At 62.2% G+C, this 26,475-nt stretch carries 24 protein-coding genes; 14 read left to right on the forward strand and 10 right to left on the reverse strand.

From position 1 onward, the window contains the following. On the forward strand, positions 1-1,338 hold the full coding sequence (locus ACN5AZ_RS09940) for a S41 family peptidase (protein ID WP_419428717.1): 1,338 nt from the start codon (positions 1-3) through the stop codon (positions 1,336-1,338). Between the two features lie 126 nt (positions 1,339-1,464). Continuing rightward, positions 1,465-1,959, forward strand: a complete 495-nt coding sequence (locus tag ACN5AZ_RS09945) for an RNA pyrophosphohydrolase (protein ID WP_419428718.1) — start codon at positions 1,465-1,467, stop codon at positions 1,957-1,959. 3 nt (positions 1,960-1,962) lie between these two features. Here the strand turns inward: ACN5AZ_RS09945 and ACN5AZ_RS09950 are convergent, their stop codons facing one another. The 4 genes from ACN5AZ_RS09950 to dapE form a co-directional block, all read right to left on the reverse strand. Beyond that, positions 1,963-3,324: a lytic murein transglycosylase gene (locus tag ACN5AZ_RS09950; RefSeq protein ID WP_419428719.1), complete on the reverse strand. Its 1,362-nt coding sequence runs from the start codon at positions 3,322-3,324 to the stop codon at positions 1,963-1,965. 105 nt (positions 3,325-3,429) lie between these two features. Further along, a complete protein-coding gene (rnr, locus tag ACN5AZ_RS09955) occupies positions 3,430-5,730 on the reverse strand; it encodes a ribonuclease R (protein WP_419428720.1) in 2,301 nt (766 codons plus the stop codon). Positions 5,731-5,773: 43 nt separating this feature from the next. Continuing rightward, complete coding sequence (locus ACN5AZ_RS09960) at positions 5,774-6,196, reverse strand: GNAT family N-acetyltransferase (RefSeq protein ID WP_419428721.1); 423 nt, start codon at positions 6,194-6,196, stop codon at positions 5,774-5,776. Further along, positions 6,193-7,335: a succinyl-diaminopimelate desuccinylase gene (dapE, locus tag ACN5AZ_RS09965; protein WP_419428722.1), complete on the reverse strand. Its 1,143-nt coding sequence runs from the start codon at positions 7,333-7,335 to the stop codon at positions 6,193-6,195. The genes ACN5AZ_RS09960 and dapE overlap by 4 nt, the downstream gene beginning before the upstream one ends. 308 nt (positions 7,336-7,643) lie before the next feature. On the opposite strand from dapE, the gene ACN5AZ_RS09970 reads away from it, so the two are divergent. Continuing rightward, positions 7,644-9,176 carry a Hint domain-containing protein gene (locus ACN5AZ_RS09970; RefSeq protein WP_419428723.1) on the forward strand — a complete coding sequence of 511 codons (1,533 nt, stop codon included), beginning with the start codon at positions 7,644-7,646 and terminating at the stop codon, positions 9,174-9,176. Next, positions 9,173-10,246, forward strand: coding sequence for a Hint domain-containing protein (locus ACN5AZ_RS09975; RefSeq protein WP_419428724.1), 1,074 nt, complete (start codon positions 9,173-9,175; stop codon positions 10,244-10,246). The genes ACN5AZ_RS09970 and ACN5AZ_RS09975 overlap by 4 nt, the downstream gene beginning before the upstream one ends. A gap of 3 nt (positions 10,247-10,249) precedes the next feature. Here ACN5AZ_RS09975 and ACN5AZ_RS09980 read toward each other — a convergent pair whose 3' ends face one another. The 3 genes from ACN5AZ_RS09980 to ACN5AZ_RS09990 form a co-directional block, all read right to left on the reverse strand. After that, positions 10,250-10,573: a hypothetical protein gene (locus tag ACN5AZ_RS09980; protein WP_419428725.1), complete on the reverse strand. Its 324-nt coding sequence runs from the start codon at positions 10,571-10,573 to the stop codon at positions 10,250-10,252. Positions 10,574-10,673: 100 nt separating this feature from the next. Continuing rightward, positions 10,674-11,501: a 2,3,4,5-tetrahydropyridine-2,6-dicarboxylate N-succinyltransferase gene (gene dapD / locus ACN5AZ_RS09985; protein ID WP_419428726.1), complete on the reverse strand. Its 828-nt coding sequence runs from the start codon at positions 11,499-11,501 to the stop codon at positions 10,674-10,676. A gap of 105 nt (positions 11,502-11,606) precedes the next feature. Next, positions 11,607-12,182, reverse strand: coding sequence for a TetR/AcrR family transcriptional regulator (locus ACN5AZ_RS09990; RefSeq protein WP_419428727.1), 576 nt, complete (start codon positions 12,180-12,182; stop codon positions 11,607-11,609). 103 nt (positions 12,183-12,285) lie between these two features. On the opposite strand from ACN5AZ_RS09990, the gene ACN5AZ_RS09995 reads away from it, so the two are divergent. Together ACN5AZ_RS09995 and ACN5AZ_RS10000 are read left to right on the forward strand one after the other, a co-directional pair. After that, positions 12,286-13,488, forward strand: a complete 1,203-nt coding sequence (locus ACN5AZ_RS09995; RefSeq protein WP_419428728.1) for a multidrug effflux MFS transporter — start codon at positions 12,286-12,288, stop codon at positions 13,486-13,488. 130 nt (positions 13,489-13,618) lie between these two features. Continuing rightward, a complete protein-coding gene (locus ACN5AZ_RS10000) occupies positions 13,619-14,461 on the forward strand; it encodes a TIGR00730 family Rossman fold protein (protein WP_419428729.1) in 843 nt (280 codons plus the stop codon). On the opposite strand, the gene ACN5AZ_RS10005 is transcribed toward ACN5AZ_RS10000, so the two are convergent. Beyond that, complete coding sequence (locus ACN5AZ_RS10005) at positions 14,458-16,329, reverse strand: polysaccharide biosynthesis protein (RefSeq protein ID WP_419428730.1); 1,872 nt, start codon at positions 16,327-16,329, stop codon at positions 14,458-14,460. The two genes, ACN5AZ_RS10000 and ACN5AZ_RS10005, sit on opposite strands and share 4 nt — an antisense overlap. 273 nt (positions 16,330-16,602) lie before the next feature. Here ACN5AZ_RS10005 and ACN5AZ_RS10010 point away from each other — a divergent pair, with 273 nt between their 5' ends. Further along, complete coding sequence (locus ACN5AZ_RS10010) at positions 16,603-17,622, forward strand: aspartate-semialdehyde dehydrogenase (RefSeq protein WP_419428731.1); 1,020 nt, start codon at positions 16,603-16,605, stop codon at positions 17,620-17,622. 74 nt (positions 17,623-17,696) lie between these two features. On the opposite strand, the gene ACN5AZ_RS10015 is transcribed toward ACN5AZ_RS10010, so the two are convergent. Then, complete coding sequence (locus ACN5AZ_RS10015; RefSeq protein ID WP_419428732.1) at positions 17,697-18,335, reverse strand: carbonic anhydrase; 639 nt, start codon at positions 18,333-18,335, stop codon at positions 17,697-17,699. A gap of 155 nt (positions 18,336-18,490) precedes the next feature. Between ACN5AZ_RS10015 and ACN5AZ_RS10020 the strand changes: the two genes are divergently transcribed. From ACN5AZ_RS10020 to ACN5AZ_RS10030, 3 genes are all read left to right on the forward strand, one after another. Continuing rightward, positions 18,491-18,871 carry a hypothetical protein gene (locus tag ACN5AZ_RS10020; RefSeq protein ID WP_419428733.1) on the forward strand — a complete coding sequence of 127 codons (381 nt, stop codon included), beginning with the start codon at positions 18,491-18,493 and terminating at the stop codon, positions 18,869-18,871. A gap of 82 nt (positions 18,872-18,953) precedes the next feature. After that, complete coding sequence (locus ACN5AZ_RS10025) at positions 18,954-20,336, forward strand: leucyl aminopeptidase family protein (protein ID WP_419428734.1); 1,383 nt, start codon at positions 18,954-18,956, stop codon at positions 20,334-20,336. Next, on the forward strand, positions 20,336-21,166 hold the full coding sequence (locus tag ACN5AZ_RS10030) for an NlpC/P60 family protein (RefSeq protein WP_419428735.1): 831 nt from the start codon (positions 20,336-20,338) through the stop codon (positions 21,164-21,166). Before ACN5AZ_RS10025 ends, ACN5AZ_RS10030 begins: the two co-directional genes overlap by 1 nt. A gap of 3 nt (positions 21,167-21,169) precedes the next feature. Here ACN5AZ_RS10030 and ACN5AZ_RS10035 read toward each other — a convergent pair whose 3' ends face one another. Next, positions 21,170-21,514 (reverse strand): DUF2794 domain-containing protein, encoded by a 345-nt coding sequence (locus ACN5AZ_RS10035; protein ID WP_419428736.1) that lies wholly within the window; start codon positions 21,512-21,514, stop codon positions 21,170-21,172. A gap of 154 nt (positions 21,515-21,668) precedes the next feature. Between ACN5AZ_RS10035 and pcaF the strand changes: the two genes are divergently transcribed. From pcaF to serA, 4 genes are all read left to right on the forward strand, one after another. After that, a complete protein-coding gene (gene pcaF / locus ACN5AZ_RS10040; RefSeq protein ID WP_419428737.1) occupies positions 21,669-22,853 on the forward strand; it encodes a 3-oxoadipyl-CoA thiolase in 1,185 nt (394 codons plus the stop codon). 1 nt (position 22,854) lies between these two features. Beyond that, on the forward strand, positions 22,855-23,424 hold the full coding sequence (locus ACN5AZ_RS10045) for a TetR/AcrR family transcriptional regulator (RefSeq protein ID WP_419428738.1): 570 nt from the start codon (positions 22,855-22,857) through the stop codon (positions 23,422-23,424). Positions 23,425-23,607: 183 nt separating this feature from the next. After that, on the forward strand, positions 23,608-24,750 hold the full coding sequence (locus tag ACN5AZ_RS10050; protein ID WP_419428739.1) for a phosphoserine transaminase: 1,143 nt from the start codon (positions 23,608-23,610) through the stop codon (positions 24,748-24,750). Positions 24,751-24,852: 102 nt separating this feature from the next. Next, positions 24,853-26,451, forward strand: coding sequence for a phosphoglycerate dehydrogenase (serA, locus tag ACN5AZ_RS10055; protein ID WP_419428740.1), 1,599 nt, complete (start codon positions 24,853-24,855; stop codon positions 26,449-26,451). Positions 26,452-26,475 lie beyond the last annotated feature (24 nt).

The following is a 26,475-nucleotide window of genomic DNA, read 5'->3' on the forward strand; positions in this document are numbered from 1 at the left end:
ATGAAGAAATTCGTGATGGCCGCCCTCGCGGGCACCTTGGCTTCGGTGGTGGCGACGACGCAATTCGTCGGCCCGCTGCTGGCGCAAGAGGACACCCGCAGCCTGACGGTCTACGAGCAGCTCGACCTGTTCGGCGACATCTTTGAGCGCATCCGCGCCCAATACGTCGAAGAAGTGGACGAACGCGACCTGATCGAGGCGGCAATCAACGGCATGCTGACGTCGTTGGACCCGCATTCGAGCTACCTGCCGCCCGACGATGCCGAGGACATGCGCGTCCAGACCCGTGGCGAATTCGGCGGTCTTGGCATCGAGGTCACGCAAGAGGACGGTTTCGTCAAAGTGGTCTCGCCTATCGACGACACCCCCGCGATGGAGGCCGGCATCGAGGCGGGCGATTTCATCACCCATGTGGATGGGGAATCCGTTCTGGGGCTGACGCTGAACGAAGCGGTCGAGATGATGCGCGGCCCGGTCGGGTCCGAGATCCTGATCACCGTCGTCCGCGAGGGCGAGGAAGAACCCTTTGACGTCGAGATCGTGCGTGACACCATCAAACTGACCGCCGTGCGCTCGCGCACCGAGGGGGAAACCGTCGTGCTGCGTGTGACCACGTTCAACGACCAGACCTATCCGAACCTTGCCGACGGGCTGGCCGAACAGGTCGAGGCCGCAGGCGGCATGGACAATGTGAACGGCTTTGTTCTGGACCTGCGCAACAACCCGGGCGGTCTTCTGACACAGGCAATCCGCGTCTCTGACGCCTTCCTTGACGCTGGTGAAATTGTCTCGACCCGTGGCCGTGATCCGGCAGATGGGGACCGCTACAATGCTGTCCCCGGCGATCTGGCCGAAGGTAAGCCCATCGTGGTTCTGATCAACGGCGGCTCCGCGTCGGCATCGGAAATCGTTGCAGGCGCCTTGCAGGACCACCGCCGCGCCATCGTGGTCGGCACGAAATCCTTTGGTAAAGGGTCAGTTCAGACGGTCATGCCCCTGCGGGGCGAGGGCGCGATGCGCCTGACCACGGCGCGGTATTACACCCCGTCGGGCCGGTCCATTCAGGCCTTGGGCGTGTCTCCTGACATCGTGGTGGAACAGCCGCGCCGTGATCCGGAGGCCGAGGAGGACGAGGAAGAAACCAACATCTTCTCGCGGACCGAGGCAGATTTGCGCGGCTCGCTCGACAATGATTCGCTGACCGAGGAAGAGATCGAACAGATCGAAGCAGACCGCGCCAAGGCCGAAGCCGCCGCCGCGCTGCGCGAAGAGGATTACCAGTTGGCCTATGCCATCGACATCCTCAAAGGTCTGTCGGCCTTGGGTCCGAACGACTGATCGACCGAATGACGGAAATCTTGGAACGGGCGGGGGCATACCTCGCCCGTTTTGCTGTAAGGGTATGGTTCAAACGGGCTGTCGTGATAGATGCTCGACGGGACCGCAGACGACGAAGGACAAGACATGACACCCGAAGACATCGCCAAACTGCCCTATCGCCGCAATGTCGGTGTCATGTTGGTCAATGCCGCCGGAGAGGCCTTTGTCGGGCAGCGCACGGACCGCCAGCCGCATGAACCGCCCGCATGGCAGATGCCGCAGGGTGGCATCGACAAGGGCGAAGACCCCCGCACGGCGGCCTTGCGCGAGTTGACAGAGGAAACCGGCGTCACCGCGGATCTGGTCACGATCGAGGCGGAAACCGACGGCTGGATCGCCTATGACCTGCCGCATGATCTGGTGCCGCGCATCTGGAAGGGGCGGTACAAGGGCCAGGAACAGAAATGGTTCCTGATGCGCTTTCACGGGCAGGACAGCGACATCCGGCTGGATGCCGATGCCCATCAGGAATTTTCCGAATGGCGCTGGTCGGCGGCGGACGACGTGATCGCCCATATCGTCCCGTTCAAGCGCAGCGTTTACGAACAGGTGATCGCAGCCTTCCGCGACCACCTGTAAGCTTTAGCGCAGCCGCGCCAGCAGGGTCATCGACGGGTAGCCGTCGGGCACCAACCCGCTGCGTTTCTGGTAGCTTTGAATGGCAGAGGTGGTGTTGGGGCCGATACGCCCGTCCACGCCGCCTGTGGCAAAGCCCGCGCGTGTCAGCCGCGTTTGCAGCTCTTTGCGTTCCGTGCTGGTCAGCGGGCGATCCTCGCGTGGCCAGTCGCCCTTGAAGGGGGCGGCGCCTTTGATGCGGTCGGCCAGATGGCCCACGCCCATGGCGTAGGCATCGGCGGCATTGTAGCGCTTGATCACGCGGAAGTTCTTGAACACCAGAAAGGCCGCGCCCTTGTGCCCCGCAGGCAGCAGGATCTCCGCAGAGCCGTGGTCACGCACTGGCTGGCCGTCCATGCCACGCACCCCCAGCCGCGCCCATTCCGACGGCATCCGCGCGATCCCGAGGTTGGCGTAGTTGAAATCCCGGGGCAGGCGGACTTCGACGCCCCAGGGCATGCCCTTGATCCAGCCGTTCTTGGCCAGATAATTCGCGGTTGAGGCCAGAGCATCGGAGGGATCGTCGCCCCAGATGTCGCGTCTGCCATCGCCGGTGAAATCTACCGCAAGGCTTTGGAAAGATGTTGGCATGAACTGGGTGTGCCCCATCGCCCCGGCCCAGGACCCCTTCATGTTGTCGGGGGTGGTGTCGCCCGCCTCGAGGATCTGCAAGGTGGCGATAAGCTGTTTTTCAAAGAAGCTGGCCCGCCGCCCGTCATAGGCCAGACTGGCCATCGCTTCGACCACATTCTCGGTGCCGCGAAAGCTGCCGTAGTTGGTTTCCATCCCCCAGACCGCCAGTACGATTTCCTTGTCGACGCCGTAATGCGCCTCGATCCGGTCCAACAAGGCCGCATGTTTGCGCAGCGCGGCACGGCCATTGTCCACCCGCGTATCGGACACGGCGCTGTCGAGATAGCTCCAGATGCCTTTGGCGAACTCGGCCTGCTTCTGGTCCTTGGCCACGATATCGGGGTCAAAGCGCACATTGGCAAAGGCGCGGTCAAACGTCCGGGGCGAGATCCCCTGCGCCAGGGCGCGCGGGCGAAAGCCGGTCTTCCAGCGTTCAAACCCCTGATGGCTGGCGGTGCTTGTGGGGGCGGGTTGCACGCGGCTCAGCGCGGTGGGGCGCAGGAAGGGCCGCAGGGAGCGCGCGGGCGCCACCTGCACCGCATCAAACGGCGCGGCGCGGCTGACGACCTCTTCGATCTGGGCTACGGGCAGCGCCGCGCGGGCGCGCGGGCGCAGGGATTCGGCGACGGGATTCGCATAGACCGCCGCAGGGCCAAGGAGCAAAAGCCCCAGCCCAAGGCTGAACTGCCGATTCATGACGATGTCTCTACTGCTCTTTTTTATTAAGGGCAGTTTAACCAATTTCCCCTCCCTTGGGGAGGGGGGATCGTTCACATTGGCATGTGCTCGCGCAGGCCGGCGTTATTTCTGACGGCGCTGGCGGGTGACCTTGCGCTTGGTCTTGGTGTCTTTTGCCTTGGCTTTGACGACCTTGCGCTTGGGCGAGGGGCCGCCTTTGCTGCGGCCCGATCCGCGTCGGAAACCGCCGCGTCCTCGTCCGCCACCACGACTTTCAAAGGCCTCGCCGTTCAGCTCCAGCAGCTCAAAGGCGATGCCTCCGGTGACCGGTGCGGCCTCTGTCAGTTTGACCCGTGCGCGCATGCCGATGCTGATGATCCGCCCGCTTTGCGAGCCCATCAACGTGCCGTTTTCCCGATCAAAATCGAAATACTCGTTCCCGAGAGTCGAGATCGGGACAAGACCGTCGGCCCCTGTCTCGTCAAGCTTCACGAACAGGCCGAATTTGGCGATGCCCGACACGCTGCCAGCAAATTCTGCGCCGATCCGGTCGGACAGGAAGGCCGCCAGATACCGGTCTGTGGTGTCACGTTCGGCCATCATCGACCGGCGTTCGGTGTCCGAGATATGGTTGCCGGTGTCTTCGAGCCGTTCGATCTCCTCCGGGGTCAGCCCGTCTTTGCCCCAGCCATGGGCCGTGATCAGCGCGCGGTGCACAATCAGGTCCGCATAGCGTCGAATGGGCGAGGTGAAATGCGCGTAGTCCCGCAAGGCAAGGCCGAAGTGGCCAAAGTTCTTGGGCGCATAATAGGCCTGCGTCATGGACCGCAGCGTGGCCAGATTGATCAGCTCCGCCTCGTCCGTGCCCGACGCCGCGTGCAACAGCTTGTTGAGATGACGGGTCTGCAGCACTTGACCTTTGGCCAGTGTCAGACCGGCGGCACCTGCGGTTTCGCGCAGGGCCTCCATCTTGTCCTCGGGCGGTTCCTCATGGACGCGGAACAGCAGCGGGGTTTTCTTCTGGATCAGGGTTTCGGCGGCGGCCACATTGGCCAGCACCATGAATTCCTCGATCAGCTTGTGCGCGTCCAGACGGTCGGCAAAATCGACGGAGGTGACCTTGCCCTCGTCAGACAGGACGATCTTGCGTTCCGGCAGGTCCAGATCCAGCGGCTGGCGGCGTTCGCGGGCCGAACGCAGCGCGGCATAGGCGGCGTACAGCGGGCGGATCACCTCTTGCATCATCTCGGCGCAGCGGTCGCTGGGGTCGCCATCCATGGCGGCCTGCACCTCTTGGTAGGTCAGCGAAGCAGGCGAGCGCATCAGGCCACGCACAAACCGCTGCCCGATCTTGTTGCCCTCGGCGTCGATCTGCATGCGCACGGCGATACAGGCGCGGGGCACCCCCTCGTGCAGGGAGCATAGATCGCCGGACAGGCGGTCCGGCAGCATGGGCACCACGCGGTCGGGGAAATACGACGAGTTGCCGCGTTTGCGGGCCTCGCGGTCCAGTGCCGATCCCGGTGTCACGTAATGGGCGACGTCCGCGATGGCGACCCACAGGACATGGCCGCCCGCGTTCTTGGGATCATCGTCGGCTGCAGCAAAAACCGCGTCGTCATGATCGCGCGCGTCGCTGGGGTCGATGGTGACCAAAGGCAATTCGCGCAGGTCCTCGCGGCCTGACAGACCGGCGGGCTTTTTCGAATCCGCCTCGGCCAGAACGTCCTGCGGAAAGGAATCGGGGATGCCGTGTTGGTGAATGGCGATCAGGGACACTGCGCGCGGTGCCGTGGGATCACCCAGCCGTTCAACGATGCGCGCACGGGGCAGGCCCATGCGGCCCTTGGGACCGGCCTGCTCTGCCTCGACCAATTCGCCATCTTGCGCGCCACCGGCGGCGTCGGGTCCGACGATCCATTCCTTGTCCGATCCTTTGTCGATGGGCAGGATGCGGCCCCCTTCGGCGCTTTGACGGAAAATGCCGACCACGCGGCGCGGCGACAGGCCGATGCGCCGGATCAGGCGCGCCTCGTAGTTGTGATCCTCCTCCTGCACAGCCTGAAGCCGTGCAAGGATGCGGTCGCCTTCGGCCAGTGCGGGGTCCGATGCCTTGAGCACCAGCAACACCACCGGCTCCACGCCCTCGCCGTGCCATTCCAGCGGGCGGGCGAACAGATCGCCATTGCTGTCCGGTGCGCGCACCTGCAGCACCGACACCGGCGGCAGCCGGTCGGGATCGCGGTAGGTCTTCTTGCGCTTCTCCAGATGGCCCTCGGCTTCGAGTTCCTTGAGGATACGCTTCAGGTCGATGCGCGCCGCCCCCTTGATACCAAAGGCCTTGGCGATGTCGCGCTTCGCGGTGAGGGTCGGGTTGTCGGAGATCCAGTCGAGGATATCCTGCTTGGTCGGCAATGTGCTCATGCCCCTGACGTAGCACGCTACCATGACAACGTCATGGCCCAATCTACAGTGTCAGCGACATGTCCCGATGTGGCACGCTGCCGTCCAGATAGCTGTCGCCATATGGGGCAAAGCCCAAGGCCTCGTAGAATGGCAGCGCATGTGTTTGCGCGCTCAGATACACGCTGTCGACGCCGGGCGTGGCGCGGAAATGATCAATGCCAAAGGTCACCAGCCGCGCCCCCAGTCCGCGCCCGCGATAGGGGCGCAGCACACAGATGCGGCCGATCTTGCCGGTGTTGCCATCGCGCAGCAATCGGGCAGAGGCGACAGGCGTCGCTCCGTCACGGATCAAAAGCTGCACCGCGTCGTGGTCGAGGTCGTCCCATTCCTCGGCCTCGGTAAAGCCCTGTTCGTCAATGAACACGGCCCGCCGGATATGGTGCGGGCCGGTCAGGTCTTTGGTGATCTCGACCTGCGGGGTCATGCGAAATAATCGCGCAGGATGCGGCTGTAAATGCCCTTGAGCTGGCCGATCTGTTCGACGCTGACGCGTTCGTCCACCGCATGCATCGTCTTGCCCACAAGGCCGAATTCCACCACGGGGCAGTGATCCTTGACAAAGCGCGCATCCGAGGTGCCGCCAGTGGTCGACAGTTCCGGCCGGATGCCGGTTTCCGCCTCCACTGCGCGCCCGATCATGTCGGACAACTCTCCCGGCGGGGTCAGAAAGCTCTCGCCCGAAACTTTGATCTCCACCTCGGTTTGCGTGCCAAACGACTGATCCACCTGAGCGGCCTGCGTGCGCAGCCAGTCGGACAGGGTGTTGCCGCTGTGCAGATCGTTGAAGCGGATATTCACACAGGCGCGGGTCTGGGCGGGGATCACATTGGTGGCGGCATTGCCTGTATCGATGTTGACCACGGCCAGCGTCGAAGGATCGAAATGCTCGGTGCCTGCGTCCAGCGTATGCGACGACAGCCGGTCCATCAGCCGCGCCATGGCGGGCAGGGGGTTCAGCGCGCGGTGCGGATAGGCGGAATGCCCCTGTTTGCCGGTCACCGTGAACCACGCGGACAAGGACCCGCGCCGCCCGATCTTCATCATCTGGCCCATATGGTCGGGGGAGGTCGGCTCTCCCACAAGGCAGACGGCCATGCGTTCCTGTTCATGGGACATCCAGTCCAGCAGCGCGGTGGTGCCGTCGGTGGCATCGCCTTCCTCGTCCCCGGTGATCGCAAGGATCACGGCGCCGTCCGGTGGGGTCTGGGTGACAAAATCCACCGCAGCCGCGGCAAAGGCCGCCACGCCGGATTTCATATCCGTGGTGCCGCGCCCGTACATCATACCGTCCACGATCTGGGCGCCGAAGGGGTCGTGTTCCCAGTCATCGCGGTTGCCGATCGGCACCACATCCGTATGCCCGTTAAAGCCGAAGGTCCTGACGTGGCCCTTCTGCCCCCAGCGGGCAAAAAGGTTCGACGTGCCGTTGCGGTCCACCCGTGTGCAGTCGAACCCCGCCTGTGTCAGCATGTCTTCGAGCAGCACCAGCGCGCCGCCTTCTTCGGGGGTGACAGAGGGGCAGCGCACAAGGCGGGCGGTCAGGTCAACGGGGTCGATGGTCATGGCGGGCGCTCCTGATGGTTTGCCCTTCGCTATCGCGGCAGAGCGGCCTTGGCAAATGTGGCCTGTTTGCATCGCGGGTGTGTCAAAAGGGGCGATTACCCGAAAGGATAGGTTAACCTATCGCAAAATGGCACGGTAAGCTGGTTCAAAAGAAGCATAATAACGCTTCGACAGGCGAGCAGTGTCTTTGATGATGATCCCGGCCAACCGGGGCGCGCATGGGACAGCCGGTCGATGCATGAGGATCGAGGCAGGCTATGGTTGCTCCCAGAGAGTTGCCACTCAATACCAATGCGTCCGGATTACAGATGGCCCAGTCCATCTTTGGCGATGGTGTCGAAGTGGTGTCCGCGACGTATTACGGCGACAATCGCGCATCGGGAATCTATTCCGACGGTTTGGATACAATGGCCGGTGTGGCACCCTCGGACGAGGGGGTGATCCTGTCTACGGGGCGGGCCGCAGACATCACCAACCGCACCAATGCGAACAGCAATAACTCGAACCAATCCACCAACACCGGTACAAACAACCGTGGCTACGATAACGTCGACAGCTTTAACGACGCCGCCGGTGCGCGCACCTATGACATCGCAGCACTGGATGTGACGTTCATCCCGGACGGGGATCAGATGACGATGCAATTCGTCTTTCTGTCCGAAGAATACCCCGAATTCCAAGACAGCCTGTATCAGGATTTCGTCGGCGTCTGGGTGAACGGGGTGCAGGTCGAACTGACTGTGGGCGACGGCGACGTTGATCCGCGCAACCTGAACAACGGCTCGAACGAGAACCTCTACGTCGACAACACCGCCGACCAATACAACACAGAGATGGATGGCTTTACCGTCACCATGACGCTGAGCTTCCCTGTCGTCGCAGGCGAGGAAAACAACATCCGTTTCGGCATCGCGGACGTCAGCGACGCCAATTACGATTCCAACCTGTTGATCGCAGCGGATTCCGTGCAGACCGTTCTGGTGGCAGGCCATGATACCGCCGATGTCTTTGTCGGTGGTCAGACCACGATTGACGTGCTCGACAATGATTATGACGCCACGGGCGGCACGCTGACGATCACCCATGTGAATGGGCAGGCGGTGACCTCGGGCAGCGTGGTGACGCTGAGCACCGGCCAACAGGTGCAGGTGAACGCCGATGGCACGCTGACGGTTCTGGCCGATGGCGACGAGGAGTCGGTGAATTTCACCTACACCATCAGCAATGGAAACGGGAACACGGACACGGGGTTTATCACCGTCAATCAGGTGCCCTGTTTCGTCGCGGGCACCATGATCGAGACGCCGGACGGGGCGCGGCCCGTGCATCTGCTGGAGGCCGGCGATTTGGTGATGACGCGCGACAATGGCCCGCAGCCGGTGCGCTGGGCGGGGCGCCGTGTGGTCGCGGCCAAGGGCAGCCTTGCGCCGATTCGCATTGCCGCCGGGGCGCTGGGCGATCATGACACTGTCATGGTGTCGCCGCAGCACCGTGTTCTGGTGCAGGACATGCTGGCGCATCTGATGTTTGAAGAACCCGAGGTTCTGGCCGCCGCGAAACACCTGATCAACGATGGCTCGATCCGCCGCGTCGAGGGGCGCGAGGTCGAGTATGTGCATATTCTGTTCGACCAGCACGAAATCATCCGTGCCAACGGGCTGCTGTCTGAGAGCTTTCTGCCCGGCGGTGAAGTGGCGAATATCTTTGAACAGGAAACGCTGGACGAGATCTGCGAGATCTTTCCCGAACTCAACGTGGAAACCGGCGAGGGATACGGTCCCCCGGCGCGTCGGATCCTCAAGGCCTATGAGGCCGCTGCCATCAAAGAGTGTGCTGCGTGAGCTGGATCGCCATTTCAGGGCAGGATATCGCATGGGTCAGCCCTGACCGTTTCGGCAAAACGGCGGCCAGCCGGGATGTGCTGATGCCGCGTGGCTCTATCGTGATCGAAACGCGGCTGTCCCCCGAGGGGCGGCCACAAACGCTTTTGTCCTATCAGCGCAACTACCCGTGGAAGGGGTCCGTGTCCGTGCGGGCGGTGCCCGGCGGTGGCATCGTTTTGGTGCTGACGCAGGGCGAGGAGGTGTTCCACACCGTGCTGGAACATTCCTACGACGAGCGTACGGATGTGCTGCGCGTGACCTTTTCGTGGGACAGCGAGGCACGCTGGGGTCGGATCACCGCAGAGCGCCCCGAATCGGATGCGGTTGTTGTGCAGGACACGCCCCCGCCGCCGCCCTTTTTGCTGGAAGACGTTTACACATTGGTGCGCCGCCCGCAGTTGGTCGAAAAGGACGAGGATGTCCTGTTCTTTGCTGTCTCGGACCGGATCGAGCCTGTTGGGCCGATGCCATCGCTTGTTGGACAGGTGCCGGTGCTGACGCCCGAGGGCTACCGGCCCGTGGCATCACTGCGCTGTGGTGATACGGTGCGGACCCGTGATCGGGGCGCGGTGCCCGTGCTGGCACGGGTGTCCCGTCAGGTGCCTGCGCTTGGCAGTTTCCGCCCCGTGCGCCTGCGCGCGCCCTATTTTGGCCTGCGCCGCGATCTGGTGGTGGCCCCCTATCAGCGGCTGGTGATTGGCGGGTCCGAGGTGGAATATATTTTCGGACGCGAAGCCGTGCTGATCCCGGCCTCTGCCTTGGTGAATGGCTTTGCTGCGGTCCACGAAGAAGGGGTGCAGATGATCCGTTATCATCAATTGGTGCTGCCGGGTCACGAGCCGATCATTTCAGCCGAGGCTGAGCTGGAAAGCCTTTACGTCGGCAGGCTGCGGCGCCGTCGCGACAGGATCCGGCACAGTGTTCTGGACGAGGTGCCCGGCAACCTGATCCCCGAACACGCCCGCGCAGGGCTCAAGGTCTTGCGCGCTTTTGAGGCGACCACATTGGCCGAAGCGCGCGCCGCCTAGACCTTAGTCAAAGAACGGATTGACCTGCGCCACGATCACGGCGTTTTCCGCCAGCGCGCGGTCCATCAGCTCGGCTTCGTCGTCTTCGATGTCATGACCCTGCGCCACGCGTTCTTCGCGGGTGCCGTAGCCGGTGACATCCAGCGGGGCCATATCGGCCTGCTTGAGAATGGCCACGGTTTCACGCACCGCTTCGGCCTCGTCGACGCCGGAGGCGTAGCACATCAGCGCCGCACCGGTGGCTTTCTTCGGCAGCCCGTCGCCCGCCTTGCGGCCGACCTCGACCAGCAGGGTGTAGACTTGTTGGATGCGTGTCTTCTTTTCCATGTCTCGCCTTTGTGCCGCAGAGGGCCCGTTGTCAACCCGCGCCCCGATACGAAACAGGGGCGGCCCGCAGACCGCCCCCGCTGTTTTCCCTGAGGCGCGATCAGTCGCGCAGCAATTCGTTGATCCCGGTCTTGGAGCGGGTTTTCTCGTCCACGCGCTTTACGATCACCGCGCAGTACAGGTTGATGCCGTTTTTCGAGGGCATCGAGCCGGAGACGACCACCGAGTAGGGCGGCACTTCGCCGTACATGACTTCACCGGTTTCGCGGTCGACGATCTTGGTCGACTGGCCGATGTAGACACCCATGCCAAGGACCGAGCCCTCGCGGATGATGCAGCCCTCGACCACCTCGGAGCGCGCGCCGATAAAGCAGTTGTCTTCGATGATGGTCGGGCCGGCCTGCATGGGTTCCAGAACGCCGCCGATGCCGACGCCGCCGGACAGGTGCACGTTCTTGCCGATCTGCGCGCAGGAGCCGACAGTGGCCCATGTGTCGACCATGGTGCCTTCGTCAACATAGGCGCCAAGGTTGGTGAACGACGGCATCAGCACCACGCCGGGCGCGATGTAGGCGGATTTGCGCACGATGGCGTTGGGCACCGCGCGAAAGCCTGCGGCGCGCCACTGGTTGTCGCCCCAGCCCTTGAACTTGCTGTCGACCTTGTCCCACCAGCCGGAGCCCTGCGGGCCACCGGACTGCTCTTCCATGTCCTTGATGCGGAAGCCTAGCAGCACGGCCTTCTTGGCCCACTGGTTGACGTGCCAGCTGCCGTCTGCTTGCTTTTCCGCGACGCGCAGCTTGCCGCTGTCCAGCGCGTTGAGCGTGTCTTCGATGGCGTCGCGCTGCTCGCCGGTGGTGGCGGGCGTGATGGTGTCGCGCGCCTCCCAGGCGGCTTCGATGGCGGTCTCGAGCTGTGCATTGGACATGGCGTCTCTCCCCTCGGGCAATTTTGTCGCTGCCGCTATAGCCGCCGCAGGCGCGGGCGTCCATTCGTCTTAGGCTATGGCTGCGTTAAACGAATGCGATTGCCGTCAGGAGGGTGCGGCAAATATCTCTGCCGCGATGGCGCGGGCCTGCTCGGGCTGCAAGGGTTGTCCGTTCAGCAACCGGTACCAAAAGGCACCGTGGATGAAATCTGTCAGGGTCTGCACATCACGCTGCGGGGCAAGCGCGCCTGCGTTCTGCGCCCGACGCAAAAGATCGGTGACCAGCACCTCGCGCGGGGCAACAAAACTTTGCCAAAAGGCATCGCGGAACCCCGGATCGGTCTGCGCGGCGGCAATCATATGGCGCAGCACCTCGCCATCGCGGGCGAGATGCGCGAAAATCGCGGACAAAAAGTCGGCAAGCGCGGTTTCGTAGTTGTCGATGTGATCCGGCATGGGGACCTCGTCGCGCGCCATGTCATAGAAGGCCTCCATGATCAGCGCGGACTTGCCCGCCCAGCGGTTGTACATCGTCTGTCGCGACACCTGTGCCGCGGCGATGATCTCTGCGACGCTGACCTTGGCGTATCCCTTTTCGCGCACCAGTCGCAGCGCGGCCTTTTTCAGCCGTTCGGCGGCGTCGCGGTCCAGCGGGCGACCGGCTTTGCGTATCTGTTCCATTCACGTCCTTGTCAGCTTTGTTGCGCCTTTATGGATTGAATTTAGACTGCAGTCTATTAATTAGACTGCAGTCTATTATTGCCCTCGAATCGGATCACGTCCCATGACCACTCAGCCAATGACCCCGCGCGCCGTTTGGGCGATGACGGGGGTTCTCGCCTTGTTGTCCATCTTTCCTCCGCTCGCGACGGATATGTATCTGTCCGCGATGAGCGATATCGCCGTGGCGCTCGACACCAGCCATTCGTCGATCGAGCTGTCGCTGTCGCTGTTCTTTCTGGGGCTGGGCGTTGGGCAGTTCATCATCGGCCCGCTGCTGGACGGCTACGGGCGCAAACGCCCGCTGATGTTCGGGATCGCGCTGTTTTGCGTGACCTCGGCCGCGCTGTTGATGACCCGGGATGCCACTGTTTTCATCGGTCTACGCTTCTTGCAAGCGGTGGGGGCCTGTACGGGGATGCTGGTTGGGCGTGCCATGGTGAATGACCTGTGGTCCGGTCGCGAGGCTGCTAAACGGCTGACGGTGCTGGTCATGCTGATGACTCTGGGGCCCATCATCGCGCCGTCTGCTGGCGCTGTGCTGCTTGCGGCCTTTGGCTGGCAGTCGATTTTTGTCGTGATGCTGGGAGTGGGCGTTTTGGCCTTTGTTCTGGCACAGATCATCCTGCCCGAAACCCTGCCGCAAGAGGCGAGGGTGCAGCAACCGATGCGCCGCGCCTTGCCGATGATGAAAAGCCTGCTTGTGCGCCCTGAGTTCACGTTTCCGGCGCTGACCGCCGCGTTGGTGCAATCGTCGATGTTCGCCTTTATCACAGGGTCGGCGGGTGTGTTCAAAACGGGCTTTGGCGTCTCTAATCTGCAATATGGATTGCTGTTTGCCTTGATCGCGGGGGCCTTGGCCTTGTCGGGGCCGTTGAATGCGCGCCTGCTGGATCGGTTCGACACCCGCGAGATCGTGAATGTCGCCTTGCCTGTTTTTGCGGGGTTTGCGGCCTTGCTGGTCGCGGCTTCGACCTTGGACATCTTGTGGCTGTACGTGGTGCCACTGTGGGGAACGATGGCATTTGTCGGATTGCTGACCGCGAACCTTATGGCGATCACGATGGGGGCTGCGAAACATGCAGGCGGTGTCGGTTCGGCGTTGCTGGGCGCCATGCAGTTCGGCATCGCGTTCTTATCGTCCTCGGCGGTGGCGCTGGGCCAGTCCGGCGACCCGATGAACATGGCGCGGGGTATCCTTGTGCCCGCCCTGATCGCGCTGGCGCTGTGGCATTTTGTCGGTCGTCGTCGCGTGGCATTTGCCTGATTGCCCCGCAATGACGCGGCAGGGCGTGCTTTCCCCGATGGAAGTGCGCTCTGCCGCTGGCCTCTCAGTGGTCAAAGCCTTAGGTCTTGGCAAAAGACAATGCGCGCAGGCGCAACTTCAGGAGACCCAGATGACCGAGGACCGCCGCAGCCCCCTGCGTGATGCCAGCACCGATGTGGCCACCGCCCAACAGGTGCCGGAGACGCCGCAATCCCTGTCGCCCAGCTATCGTTTGGCTTTCGCCGACGAGGAATTCCTCGCCAAAGAGGAGCTGCGTCCCGTGCGGCTGCAGCTGGAACTGTTGAAATACGAGATGCTCATGGACGAGCACAACATCGACTCGACCGTTGTGCTGTTCGGGGGCGCGCGTATTCCCGCGCCCGAAGATAAGGCCAGCGCGCGGACACAGACGCTGGCCGATCTGTCACATTTCTACGAAGAGGCCCGCATTTTCGCCCGGCTGATGACAGAGAAATCCATCGCCACAGGGAACCGCGATTGGGTCGTGGCAACCGGGGGCGGCCCCGGTGTGATGGAAGCCGGCAACAAGGGCGCGGATGAGGCCGGTGGTGTGTCCATCGGTTTGAACATCGTTCTGCCGTTTGAACAGGCGCCGAACCTGTATGTGACGCCCGATTTGGCGTTCAACTTCCATTATTTTGCGATCCGTAAAATGCATTTCCTGATGCGCGCGCGGGCAATCACGGTGTTCCCCGGCGGCTTTGGCACATTGGACGAGCTGTTCGAGGCACTGACCCTGATCCAGACCGGGCGGATGCGTCCGGTGCCATTCTTGCTGTTCGGCACCGCGTTCTGGAAAAAGATCATCAACTGGGATGCCTTGGCCGATGCGGGCACCATCAGCGCCGAGGATCTGGACTTGTTCAAGTTTGTAGACAGCGCGCAGGAGGCCATCGATATCATCGACAACTGGGAGCCTCAGCCGCGTCGGGGCGAAATCCCGGGTCGCTAAGAGGCGTTCATGGCCTCATCGGTCTGGGTGGGATGCTCGACCCAGCGGGCAATCACGGCGCGGGCGGCGATTTCATCGCCCGTGTCAATGGCCTGACGCAGCTCGCGCAGGGCTGTCGCGGTTTCGAATTCTGTCAAACAGGCCTCTTGGGCGCGGAAGATCTTTGGATGATGTGTGGTCATCATATCTGCTGAAATCAGCAATTCTTCATGGAGTTTTTCGCCCGGTCGCAGGCCGGTCACCTGAATTTCGATATCGCCATCAGGGCGGGTGTCGTCCCTGACGGTCAGGCCCGCGCCCTCGATCATTTGCTGGGCGAGCGTTTTGATCGACATGGGCTCCCCCATGTCCAAGACAAAAACGTCGCCGCCGCGGGCAAAGCTGCCTGCCATCAGGACCAAGCGGGCAGCTTCCGGGATGGTCATAAAATAGCGTGTGACCTGTGGATCTGTCAGCGTGATCGGGCCCCCCCGTGCGATCTGTTCCTCGAACAACGGGATCACCGACCCGCTGGAACCAAGGACATTGCCAAAGCGCACCATTGAAAACCGCGTGTCGGTTTGACGGTTGGCAAGATCCTGCACCAGTAATTCAGCCAAGCGTTTCGAAGCACCCATGACATTGGTGGGGCGCACGGCCTTATCGCTCGACACCAGAATGAAGCGATCCACGCCGAAGGAACGGGCCGCATCTGCCATCGTCTTGGTGCCAAGGACATTGTTTTTCAGACCCGTCAGCGGATTGGATTCCACAAGTGGGAGGTGTTTGTAGGCTGCGGCGTGCAGGACCACGTCAACAGGATGCGCGTGTAAGGTGTCGTGGATGAGCTGTTCATTGAGCACGGACCCAAGCACCGGCGTTATCGGCAGCTGCGGGAACTGTAGCCTCAGTTCCTTATCAACGCCGTATAGTGCGAGCTCCGAGTGATCGAGCAGGATCAAATGTGCAGGTTCAAAGGTGGCAACCTGTCGGCACAATTCGGACCCGATAGACCCGCCCGCGCCTGTGACCAGAACAGTGCGCCCCTGATAGGCGTTGCGCAAACCGGGACTGTCCTGCGCTATCTGGCCACGACCCAATAGATGATCAATCGTAGCGGCCTGTGGGGGGCGGGCTTCGCTGCCGTCGCCTAACAGCGCAGCCAGCGACGGCAGTTGGTGAATTTCGCAGCCGACATCCCGCAGCCTATGCCGAACCCGCATAAGATCGGCAGGCGTCTGTGATGGCATGGCCAAGACAATCCGGTCCACATGCCTATCGGCAACGAGGCGAGGAATAGTGGAGGGCGCATAGACCCGCAGACCGGCAATGATCTGGGACTGGAGGGTAGGGTTGTCATCGATCAGCGCGATGGCGTCGATGCTGTCGTGATGGCGCAGCGCCGTCGCGAATTGTTGGCCAGTCGATCCCGCTCCGTATATCAGAATACGCGTCGTATCACCGCCCCGCATGTAAATGCGGCGTGTGATGTGCCGCAGGGCCGCCCGCCATGCGGCTGACATAACCAGCACCAAGAGCGCCATGGTAAATACCACGCCCAAGGGCACGTGCAGGTCGAGATAGGGAGACAGAAGAACCGTCGCCCCACCGAGCGAGAACGCGTATAATGCGGTACGTGCCGTGGCGCGTAGCTCGTATCCCTCCAGCTTAATCCGGGTCAGACCCATCGCCCAACCCAGACCGGCGGCAATGCCACCCAGTGCGACGCAGAGCGATACCAACTGCGATGGGGGCACGTCCGATTGGATAAACGGCCAGAATAATGTGAGCGATACCGCGACCGACAGCCAGACCACCAGCACGTCGAGCGCCGCGAACAGCATGTGTTTTTGCCAAAGGCGTAGCCCTGTGACCAGCGCGAACAGCATATGCAGCCTTTTTCCATACCGGCACGCCGTCTCGCGCCCTTGGACAAATCCGTCGCATATCAGCGGTTAAGGCCGCTTTAAGCCAGCCCGCCCCAAAACCGCCGATCCGCACCAAAATTGCTGCAAATGCACGAATATGCGCCGACCTTTCCGCGTCACGCCACGCATACGTTATATTCAGCCCCTTTTTTCTTGGGCATAGCTGGGATATGCAGCGCGCCAGTCGGGCCGCCAAAGGCGTGTCCGCTGCCGATACCTGTATAGGAGGGTCAAATGGGCTACCGGATCGTCGTCGCAGGCGCCACAGGCAATGTGGGCCGCGAAATGCTGAACATCCTCGCCGAACGGGGTTTCCCCGTGGACGAGATCGCCGTGCTGGCTTCGCGCCGCTCGCTGGGCACAGAGGTCAGCTTTGGCGACAAGACACTGAAAACCCAGGACCTCGAGACATTCGACTTCACCGGATGGGATATCGCGCTGTTCGCTGTGGGCTCTGGCCCGACCAAGGAATTTGCCCCGAAGGCGGCAAAGGCGGGCTGCGTGGTCATCGATAACTCGTCGCTGTACCGCTACGATCCCGATGTTCCGCTGATCGTGCCAGAGGTGAACGCCGAAGCCATCCACGACATCAAAAAGAACATCATCGCGAACCCGAACTGTTCGACCGCGCAGATGGTTGTGGCACTGAAGCCGCTGCATGATCGCGCCAAGATCAAGCGCGTTGTCGTGTCCACCTACCAGTCGGTGTCCGGCTCCGGTAAAGAAGCCATTGACGAGCTGTGGGATCAGACCAAGGCGCATTACAATCCGACCGATGATTACCAGCGCAAGGTCTACCCCAAAGACATCGCTTTCAACGTGATCCCGCACATTGATGTGTTCCTCGACGATGGCTCCACCAAGGAAGAGTGGAAGATGGTCGCGGAGACCAAAAAGATCATCGACCCGTCGATCAAGCTGACCGCGACCTGTGTGCGCGTGCCGGTCTTTGTCGGCCACTCCGAGGCGATCAACGTCGAATTCGAGGATTTCCTCGACGAGGACGAAGCGCGCGACATCCTGCGCGAAGCGCCCGGCATCATGGTGATCGACAAGCGTGAGGACGGCGGCTACGTCACGCCCAAGGAATGCGTTGGCGATTTCGCCACGTTCATCAGCCGGATCCGTCAGGACAGCACTGTCGAAAACGGTCTGAACCTGTGGTGCGTCTCCGACAACCTGCGCAAAGGCGCGGCGCTGAACGCGGTTCAGATCGCCGAAGTTCTTGGCCGTGAGGTTCTGAAAAAAGGCTGATCCTTTTTCCAGATGATATAAAAAAGGCCCTCGCAGGAATTGCGGGGGCCTTTTCGTTTGCGCCTGCGCGCCGATCAGATTTCTACAAAGCTGCCCTTGGAATCCATGTTCAGCAGGGTGCCTTCGCCGATGTCGGTCCATAGGCCGTGCAGCGACAGGGAACCGTCTTCGACAGCCTCGCGCACAAAGGGGAAGGTCATCAGGTTGCGCAGCGATACACGGACCGCTTCGTGTTCCAAAGCACGCGGCATGTCGGGGTCGTCCTTGACGGCCTCATACCCGGGTTTGAGGATGTCCATCCAACGCCCCACAAAAGATGACGTCTCTTCCAGCTCGGGCGCACGGCCTTCGCACATGTCGTAGCAGCCTTTGACGCCGCCACAGCTGGAGTGGCCGATAATGATGACATGGGCGACCTTCAACGCGGTCACGGCGTATTCGATTGCCGCCGAGGTGCCGTGCTGCTGGCCGTCGGGTTCATAGGGGGGCACCAGATTGGCGATATTGCGGTGGATGAAGAACTCGCCCTGATCAGCGCCGAAAATGGACGTCACATGCACGCGCGAGTCGCAGCAGGAGATGACCATGGCGCGCGGGCGCTGTCCCTCATCTGCAAGGCGTCTGTACCATGCGTGGTTTTCCGCGTGGGTGGTGGCCTTCCATCCGTGGTAGCGCGTCACAAGATAAGCTGGCAGCGGCTTGGTAAATGGCATTGCAGTCTCCGTCTGTCGCAAGCGGCGGGTTGCAAAGGGAATTACGCGTAATTGTCCTAGAATGCGAGTGATTTCGGAGATTTGTAATAACCTTTTGGGAAGGGACTACATGCATTTTGACCGTTGGCTGTGGGGGCCAAGGAATGGGGTGAGATGTGTTAAAGGTGACGTATCTGTCGCCGGTGGAGTGTCCGGATATGGACACGGCCCAGATCAAGACGCTGTATTCGGATCTGGGTCCGAATGCCGCTGAAGACGTGATCTGCCGCGCTATGGAGGAGCTGGCCCAACGGCTTTGCCAAGTGCAGGATATGGCGCTTTCCGGAGCTCGCCGCGACATGCAGAAAACATTGCGGTCGCTGGCGGCGATCGCGCAGCAAATCGGATTGGAGACATTGAGCAAGGTGGCCCATGATGTGATCGACTGCATTGAACTGGGCGATATCGTGGCCGAGGCCGCGACGCTGGCGCGTTTGGCCCGCACGGGTGAGCGGTCATTGACGCAGCTTTGGGATATCAACGAGTTCACCCTGTAGCCTGCATGCGGGCCGATTCGGGCTTGCAGCGGTCTGCGCCGGGATTAGGCTGAGCCCGCAAACACAGCCGAGGTTCCTCTTTATGCCCCCCCGTTTCCAATCCGACGCCGCAAACGCCCTGCCATTGCATGTCCTGACCCCTGATGCATTGGACGGCTGGCTGACTGAGCAGTCGGAGTTTGTACGCGCATGGGTGGCCGCACAGGGTTTTGCGGGACATATCGGCACCGCGCTGATGATCCCCGGAGAGGCCGGGGCCCCCGTCGCGGCGCTTGCCGGATATGGCACGGCGGACCAGCGGGCACGCCAGCGGTTTGTTCTGGCGGCGGCCATACCGGCCTTGTCGCCGGGGGCGTACCAAATCGCCTCGGGTGATCTGGACAATCCTGCGACAGAGGCGCTGGGATGGCTTTTGTCGATGTATCGTTTCACGCGCTACAAATCCGCAGCCGAAGCGGATCGCCATCTGGTGGCGCCTGCGGGTGTAGACGCCGCACGGCTGGAGGTGTTGGCGGAGGCAGAATGGCTGACGCGGGATCTGGTGAACACGCCGGCCCAGGACATGGGGCCGGTGGCGCTGGAACAGGCCGCCCGCGATCTGGCCGACAGATTTGACGCAACGATTGAAGTCACGACCGGAGAGGACCTGCTGGCGCAGAATTTTCCCATGATCCACGTGGTCGGCCGGGCCGCGTCCGAGGCGCCTCGCCTGATTGATCTGCGCTGGGGCAGCGCTGGGCCGAAGCTGACGCTTGTCGGCAAAGGCGTGTGCTTTGACACCGGCGGGCTGAACCTGAAGCCGGGCGGATCTATGGGCCTGATGAAGAAGGACATGGGCGGCGCGGCAAACACCATCGGGCTGGCTCAGATGATCATGGCGCTGGGGCTGAATGTGCAACTGCGTTTGCTGATCCCCGCTGTCGAAAACAGCGTATCCGCCCCCAGTTTCCGCCCCGGCGATGTGCTGACCTCGCGTTTGGGCAAGACGGTAGAGGTCAACAATACGGACGCCGAAGGACGGTTGGTGCTGGCGGATGCGCTGGCCTACGGGGCCGAGGAGGCGCCCGATTTGATGCTGTCGATGGCAACGCTGACGGGGGCGGCCCGCGTGGCCGTTGGTCCGGACCTCGCGCCGTTCTACTGCGATGACGAGCGGTTTGTTCAGGCGCTGACGGCCTCTGCGCAGGAACAGGCCGATCCGGTATGGCGGATGCCATTCCACATTCCTTACGAGACGATGATTGAACCGGATATCGCCGATCTGGACAATGCGCCCTCAGGCGGTTTTGCCGGATCGATCACAGCGGCCCTGTTCTTGCGCCGCTTTACCGAAGGCGCTGCCCGCTATGCGCATTTTGACATCTACAGTTGGCAGCCCTCGGCACAACCGGGGCGCAGCAAGGGCGGGCTGGGGCAGGGGCCACGCGCGATCCTTGGCGCGTTGCCGCAGGTTTTGGGTCTGTGATGGACCGGCGACTGCGTCCCGCAACAGATCGCGTTGTCGCGCGGGATCACGCGCAGGATTTCCCCGATCTGCGACCTGTTGATCCCGAACCGATGTTCGTGTCTTTGCCGGTGACGGATCTGTGCCGCTCTCCCGATGGGGCGCGGGACCGTCAGTTGATGTACGGCACGCCGTGCGAGGTGCTGGACCGCGTTGACGGATGGGCCTTCGTCCGCGTGCCGACTATGTCGGGCTATGTCGGATGGTTGCACGATGCGGCATTGCGCCCGTCAGACGATCGGCCGCCGGCGGTGCTCAGGGTTTGCGTGCAACAAACCCACGCCTACAGCCAGCCGGATTTCAAACAGCCTGAAACGCTGGCCCTGTCAGAGGGCAGCCGCCTGTTTGGCGGCGCGGTCGAGGGCCGCTTTATCCGCACCGAGGCAGGGTGGGTTCCGCAGTCGCACCTGTCGGAAACCTCTGAGCGTGACCCCGTCGCCGTGGCAGAGCGTTACCTTGGCACCCCCTATTTGTGGGGCGGAAACAGCGTTTGGGGGGTCGATTGTTCCGGTCTCGTCTGGGCGGGGCTTGCGGCCTGCGGCTATGACTGCCCCGGAGACAGCGACATGCAGGAGGCGCGACTGGGCCAAACCTTGCCCGCGGGCACTGCGCCGCAGCGGGGGGATTTGATGTTCTGGAAAGGACATGTGGCATGGGTCGCGGACGGCGACCGTCTGTTGCATGCCAATGCCCATCATATGGCGGTGCGCTATGAGCCCATCGCCGAGGCGATTGCCCGTATCGAGGCGCAAGGCGATGGCCCCGTCACGCGTCATGCGCGGCTGAAATAGGGGTCACTCCACCGAACGGATCAGCTTGCGTTCCAACACACGCAACACCGTGCGCAGGTCATGCCCACGTTTGAGCACTTGGCCATCCGTGCCGATCACAGCGTATTCCCCCTGACGGTTGCGCAGTTTCGGGCGTTTTTCGATCCTGTACAGCGGGTTTTCCGCTGTCCGTTTGAACACCGAAAACACCGCCACATCCCGCAGGGACGAAATCCCGTAATCGCGCCACTCGCCAGCGGCAACCATACGGCCGTAAAGCGATAGGATCACGCTCAGCTCTGTTCGGTGAAAGGCGGTCACCTGCTGTGGCGCGGGCCCCTGATTTGGAAAAGGCGTAAGACTGTTCATACCTACAGATTTGCGTCCTGCGACGGCCAAATCAAGAACCAAGTCCAAGATGTGGCAGCCTTTTGCCGTATACTTGACCGCACGGTCGGTTTTGTGCAGAGTCCCGTGACACGGGAGGGGCTGGCGCTTTGCCAGCGCAATGGGGAGCTTTGGCATGCGAGACGCGTGGTTGTGCGAAGGAACAAGAACACCAATCGGGCGATACGGCGGGGCGCTGTCGTCGGTGCGCCCGGATGATCTGTTGGCACATGTGATCCGCGCCATTGTGCCCGAAGGCCTGCCTGTCGACGAGGTGATCGCGGGCTGCGCCAATCAGGCAGGCGAGGACAATCGCAACGTCGCCCGCATGTCTGCGCTTTTGGCGGGTCTGGGTGAGGGCGTGCCGGGAACGACGGTGAACCGTCTGTGCGGTTCCGGTCTTGATGCCGTGGCGATTGCTGCGCGCCAAGTGAAATGCGGTGAGGCTGAAATCGTTGTGGCCGGCGGTGTCGAAAGCATGTCGCGCGCGCCTTTTGTCATGCCCAAGGCGAGCAGCGCTTTTTCCCGCGCTAATGAGATTTACGACACCACCATCGGTTGGCGATTCGTCAATCCGGCGATGCAGGCGCGCTATGGCACTGACTCCATGCCGGAAACCGCTGAAAACGTCGCCGAGGAATTTGCCATCTCGCGTGAGGATCAGGACAAGTTCGCCCTGCGATCACAAGAGCGCGCAGCAGCGGCGATTGCGTCGGGGCGGTTGGCGCGGGAAATCACGCCGGTTTCCATTCCGCAGCGCAAGGGCGATCCGGTGCGTGTCGACACGGACGAACATCCACGGACGACCACTCTGGACAAGCTGGCTGCGCTAAAGACGCCGTTTCGCGACGGGGGCAGTGTGACGGCGGGCAATGCGTCGGGCGTGAATGACGGCGCGTGCGCATTGATCGTAGCCTCGCCAGAGGCGGCGCAAAAGCACGGGTTGCGTCCTGTGGCGCGCATTCTGGGCGCGGCGACAGCCGGGGTTGCCCCGCGCCTGATGGGCTTTGGTCCAGCGCCTGCGACGGACAAGCTGATGGCGCGCCTGAACCTGAAAATCAGCGATTTCGACGTGATCGAGTTGAACGAGGCCTTCGCCGCGCAGGCGCTTGCGGTCACACGGCATCTGGGCCTGCCGGACGATGCAGCGCATGTGAACCCGCATGGCGGTGCGATTGCACTGGGGCACCCGTTGGGAATGTCCGGGGCGCGTCTGGCGCTCACTGCAGGCCAATCGCTGACGGATGGCGGTAAATACGCTTTGTGTACAATGTGTATTGGCGTTGGGCAGGGCATCGCACTGGCGCTAGAGGCACTGTGACATGGCCCGTGGCTTGGGGCGCGATCACGCGGAAAAACGTCAGGCGTTGCGCAAAGGGGCGGCGGCCTACTTTGCGCAGCATGGGTTTGATCGCGCATCGATGACGGGGGCGGCCAAGGCCTGCGGTGTGTCCAAGGCGCTGATATACCACTATTATCCCAGCAAGGAGGCGCTGTTGGCGGACATCCTGCAGGCGCATTTCGATGCGATGGTATTGCGGGCAAAGGCTGCCGCGCCGGGCGGTCTGGACGCCTTGGTGCGCGCCCTTCTGGACGCCTTTGAACACGCAGGCCCCGAGCATCGCCTGCAAGTCGATTCGTCTAAATGGCTGGCCGAGGACATGCGCGCCCCCATTCTGGAACGCCAGCGCGATCTGGTGGCGCTGATGTCGCAATGCCTGTCGACGCTGCGCCCCGAACTGGACCAAGACCGCCTGCGCGCTGCGACGATGACCGTTTTCGGCATTCTGAACTGGGTCAGTCGCTGGCATGATCCGGCCAAAGGGATGAGCCGGGCGGCCTATACCGACATGGCGCTGCAGTTCATTGAGGGCGGTTTGGCGCGAATCTGATCGCGCGCCGGCGGGCGTGCTGTTTCCGATTGGCGACGAAGCCGATCAGAAAAATTCAAAAGCGACACGTATTCACTCAGGCGCGACATTTTGTTGCTTGCTGGCCTGTCACCCCTTCTGTAAACGCGGCTGTGGGACACCTCTCCCCAACGAGAGGCATCTATCTGGAAGGTTAGCTCAGCTATGGCACCCCAAGCACCGGCATCGCGGCCGGTAAACCCGCGTTTTTCTTCTGGCCCCTGCGCCAAGATCCCCACTTTCACGCTCGACAAATTGTCTGACGCCGCTCTGGGCCGGTCGCACCGCGCCGCCGTCGGCAAGGACAAGCTCAAGGCTGCCATCGAAGGCACGCGTGAGATCCTCGGCATCCCGGCAGATTACAAGATCGGCATCGTGCCGGCGTCCGATACCGGCGCGGTCGAAATGGCCATGTGGTCGATGCTGGGTGCGCGTAAGGCCACCATGGTGGCTTGGGAATCTTTCGGCGCGGGCTGGGTGTCCGACGTCGTAAAGCAGCTCAAGATCGACGCCGACGTGCGCGAAGCGGGCTACGGCGAGATCGTCGATATGGCGGCGATCGATTACAACACCGATGTTGTGTTCACTTGGAACGGCACCACCTCCGGCGTGCGTGTGGCGAACGGTGACGTGATCCCCGCTGATCGCGAAGGGCTGACCATCTGCGATGCGACCTCTGCCGCGTTTGCGCAGGACCTGCCGTGGGACAAGCTGGATGTGACCACCTTCTCTTGGCAAAAAGTCATGGGAGGCGAGGCTGCGCATGGTATGCTGGTGCTGTCGCCCCGGGCTGTCGAACGGTTGGAAACCTACACCCCCGCATGGCCGCTGCCCAAGATCTTCCGCCTGACCAAGGGCGGCAAGCTGATCGACGGCATCTTTAGCGGAGCTACGATCAACACGCCGTCCATGCTGGCGGTCGAGGATTATCTGGTGGCGCTGGATTGGGCGCGCGAGATTGGCGGGCTGAACGCGCTGATGGCGCGGGCTGATGCAAACGCCAAGGTGATCTGGGACTTCTGCGAGGCCAACGACTGGATTGCCAACCTCGCGGTTGATCCCGCGACACGGTCGAACACCTCCGTCTGCCTGAAGTTCACCGATGACCGCATCAAGGATGGTGCAAGCTTTGCCAAAGCGGTCGCCAAACGGCTGGAGGCCGAGGGTGTCGCACTGGACATCGGTGCCTACCGCGACGCGCCTGCGGGTCTTCGGATCTGGTGTGGCGCCACGGTGGAAACCTCTGACGTCGAAGCGCTGATGCCTTGGCTGGCCTACGCGTTCGAGGCGGAAATCGCCGCGCAGTAAGCGACGGATGGTGGGTGAACAGCCCACCTCCTCAACCATTCCGACAGATCGTAGGGCGGGTTGTTAACCCGCCGCCCCCCTATTTGTATAAGGACCACACCCATGGCCCCCAAAGTTCTCGTATCCGACAAGCTCTCCGAAACCGCCGTCCAGATCTTCCGTGATCGCGGCATTGACGTGGATTTCATGCCCGAACTGGGCAAGGACAAGGAAAAGCTCGCCGAGGTGATCGGCAAGTATGACGGCCTCGCGATTCGCTCCGCCACCAAGGTCACGCCGTCGCTGCTGGAGCACGCCACCAACCTCAAGGTTGTGGGCCGCGCAGGCATCGGCACCGACAACGTCGACAAGGAAGCGGCGTCCAAGGCCGGTGTGATCGTCATGAACACGCCGTTCGGCAACATGATCACCACGGCTGAACACGCCATCGCCATGATGTTCGCCGTGGCGCGTCAAATCCCCGAGGCATCGGCCTCGACCCACGCGGGCAAGTGGGAAAAGTCCAAGTTCATGGGCGTCGAGCTGACCGGCAAAACGCTGGGCGTGATCGGCGCGGGCAACATCGGTGGCATCGTGTGCGACCGCGCCCGTGGTCTGAAGATGAAGGTTGTCGCCTTCGACCCCTTCCTGTCCGAAGAAAAGGCCGAGAAGATGCAGGTCGAAAAGGTCGAGTTGGACGAGCTGCTGGCCCGTGCCGATTTCATCACCCTCCACGTGCCGCTGACCGACGGCACCCGCAACATCCTGTCGCGTGAAAACCTCGAAAAGACCAAGAGAGGCGTGCGCATCATCAACTGTGCCCGTGGTGGTCTGGTCGACGAAGAGGCGCTGGCCGATCTGCTGAAATCCGGCCATGTGGCTGGCGCGGCCTTTGACGTTTTCGCGCAGGAACCGGCGACCGAGAACCCGCTATTCAACCTGCCCAACGTGGTCTGCACGCCGCACCTTGGTGCCTCGACCACCGAAGCGCAGGAAAACGTGGCCCTGCAGGTTGCCGAGCAGATGTCGAACTACCTGCTGACCGGTGCCGTCGAAAACGCGCTGAACATGCCATCTGTCACCGCTGAAGAAGCCAAGGTCATGGGCCCGTGGATCGATCTGTCCGGCCATCTGGGCAACTTTGCCGGTCAGATGTCCAAGGACGAGCCGATCAAGGCGATCAACATCCTGTACGACGGTGAAGCCGCGACCATGAACCTCGAGGCGCTGAACTGCGCGCTGATCGCGGGTATCATGAAGCAGGCGAACCCGGACGTGAACATGGTCTCGGCGCCGATGATCGCCAAAGAGCGCGGCATCAAGATCTCGACCACCAATCAGGCGCAATCCGGTGCGTTCGAGGGCTATGTCAAAGTCACCGTCGTCACCGAAGAGCGTGAGCGGTCGGTCGCGGGCACCGTGTTCTCGGATGGCAAGCCGCGCTTCATCCAGATCAAGGGCATCAACATCGACGCCGAAGTGGGCCAGCACATGGTCTACACCACCAACGAGGATGTGCCCGGCATCATCGGGACGCTTGGCACCACGCTTGGCAACAACGGTGTGAACATTGCGAACTTTACTCTGGGCCGCGCGGCGGCCAAGGGCGAGGCCATCGCATTGCTCTACATCGATGACGCCCTGCCGCAAAAGGCCATCGACGACCTGAAGGCCACCGGCCTGTTCCGTCAGGTCAAGCCGCTGTCCTTTGATGTGAACTAACCTCGGCTTTTGTCGACGATGGCG

Origin of the sequence: Sagittula sp. SSi028, assembly GCF_048553715.1 — a bacterium.
Taxonomy (GTDB): Bacteria; Pseudomonadota; Alphaproteobacteria; order Rhodobacterales; family Rhodobacteraceae; genus Sagittula.

What these genes read in the sequence shown, in the direction of transcription:
- ACN5AZ_RS09940 (WP_419428717.1), top strand. Translation starts at nt 1, where the DNA reads ATGAAGAAATTCGTGATGGCCGCCCTCGCGGGCACCTTGGCTTCGGTG.
- ACN5AZ_RS09945 (WP_419428718.1), top strand. Translation starts at nt 1,465, where the DNA reads ATGACACCCGAAGACATCGCCAAACTGCCCTATCGCCGCAATGTCGGT.
- ACN5AZ_RS09950 (WP_419428719.1), bottom strand. Translation starts at nt 3,324, where the DNA reads ATGAATCGGCAGTTCAGCCTTGGGCTGGGGCTTTTGCTCCTTGGCCCT.
- rnr (WP_419428720.1), bottom strand. Translation starts at nt 5,730, where the DNA reads ATGAGCACATTGCCGACCAAGCAGGATATCCTCGACTGGATCTCCGAC.
- ACN5AZ_RS09960 (WP_419428721.1), bottom strand. Translation starts at nt 6,196, where the DNA reads ATGACCCCGCAGGTCGAGATCACCAAAGACCTGACCGGCCCGCACCAT.
- dapE (WP_419428722.1), bottom strand. Translation starts at nt 7,335, where the DNA reads ATGACCATCGACCCCGTTGACCTGACCGCCCGCCTTGTGCGCTGCCCC.
- ACN5AZ_RS09970 (WP_419428723.1), top strand. Translation starts at nt 7,644, where the DNA reads ATGGCCCAGTCCATCTTTGGCGATGGTGTCGAAGTGGTGTCCGCGACG.
- ACN5AZ_RS09980 (WP_419428725.1), bottom strand. Translation starts at nt 10,573, where the DNA reads ATGGAAAAGAAGACACGCATCCAACAAGTCTACACCCTGCTGGTCGAG.
- dapD (WP_419428726.1), bottom strand. Translation starts at nt 11,501, where the DNA reads ATGTCCAATGCACAGCTCGAGACCGCCATCGAAGCCGCCTGGGAGGCG.
- ACN5AZ_RS09990 (WP_419428727.1), bottom strand. Translation starts at nt 12,182, where the DNA reads ATGGAACAGATACGCAAAGCCGGTCGCCCGCTGGACCGCGACGCCGCC.
- ACN5AZ_RS09995 (WP_419428728.1), top strand. Translation starts at nt 12,286, where the DNA reads ATGACCACTCAGCCAATGACCCCGCGCGCCGTTTGGGCGATGACGGGG.
- ACN5AZ_RS10000 (WP_419428729.1), top strand. Translation starts at nt 13,619, where the DNA reads ATGACCGAGGACCGCCGCAGCCCCCTGCGTGATGCCAGCACCGATGTG.
- ACN5AZ_RS10005 (WP_419428730.1), bottom strand. Translation starts at nt 16,329, where the DNA reads ATGCTGTTCGCGCTGGTCACAGGGCTACGCCTTTGGCAAAAACACATG.
- ACN5AZ_RS10010 (WP_419428731.1), top strand. Translation starts at nt 16,603, where the DNA reads ATGGGCTACCGGATCGTCGTCGCAGGCGCCACAGGCAATGTGGGCCGC.
- ACN5AZ_RS10015 (WP_419428732.1), bottom strand. Translation starts at nt 18,335, where the DNA reads ATGCCATTTACCAAGCCGCTGCCAGCTTATCTTGTGACGCGCTACCAC.
- ACN5AZ_RS10025 (WP_419428734.1), top strand. Translation starts at nt 18,954, where the DNA reads ATGCCCCCCCGTTTCCAATCCGACGCCGCAAACGCCCTGCCATTGCAT.
- ACN5AZ_RS10030 (WP_419428735.1), top strand. Translation starts at nt 20,336, where the DNA reads ATGGACCGGCGACTGCGTCCCGCAACAGATCGCGTTGTCGCGCGGGAT.
- ACN5AZ_RS10035 (WP_419428736.1), bottom strand. Translation starts at nt 21,514, where the DNA reads ATGAACAGTCTTACGCCTTTTCCAAATCAGGGGCCCGCGCCACAGCAG.
- pcaF (WP_419428737.1), top strand. Translation starts at nt 21,669, where the DNA reads ATGCGAGACGCGTGGTTGTGCGAAGGAACAAGAACACCAATCGGGCGA.
- ACN5AZ_RS10045 (WP_419428738.1), top strand. Translation starts at nt 22,855, where the DNA reads ATGGCCCGTGGCTTGGGGCGCGATCACGCGGAAAAACGTCAGGCGTTG.
- ACN5AZ_RS10050 (WP_419428739.1), top strand. Translation starts at nt 23,608, where the DNA reads ATGGCACCCCAAGCACCGGCATCGCGGCCGGTAAACCCGCGTTTTTCT.
- serA (WP_419428740.1), top strand. Translation starts at nt 24,853, where the DNA reads ATGGCCCCCAAAGTTCTCGTATCCGACAAGCTCTCCGAAACCGCCGTC.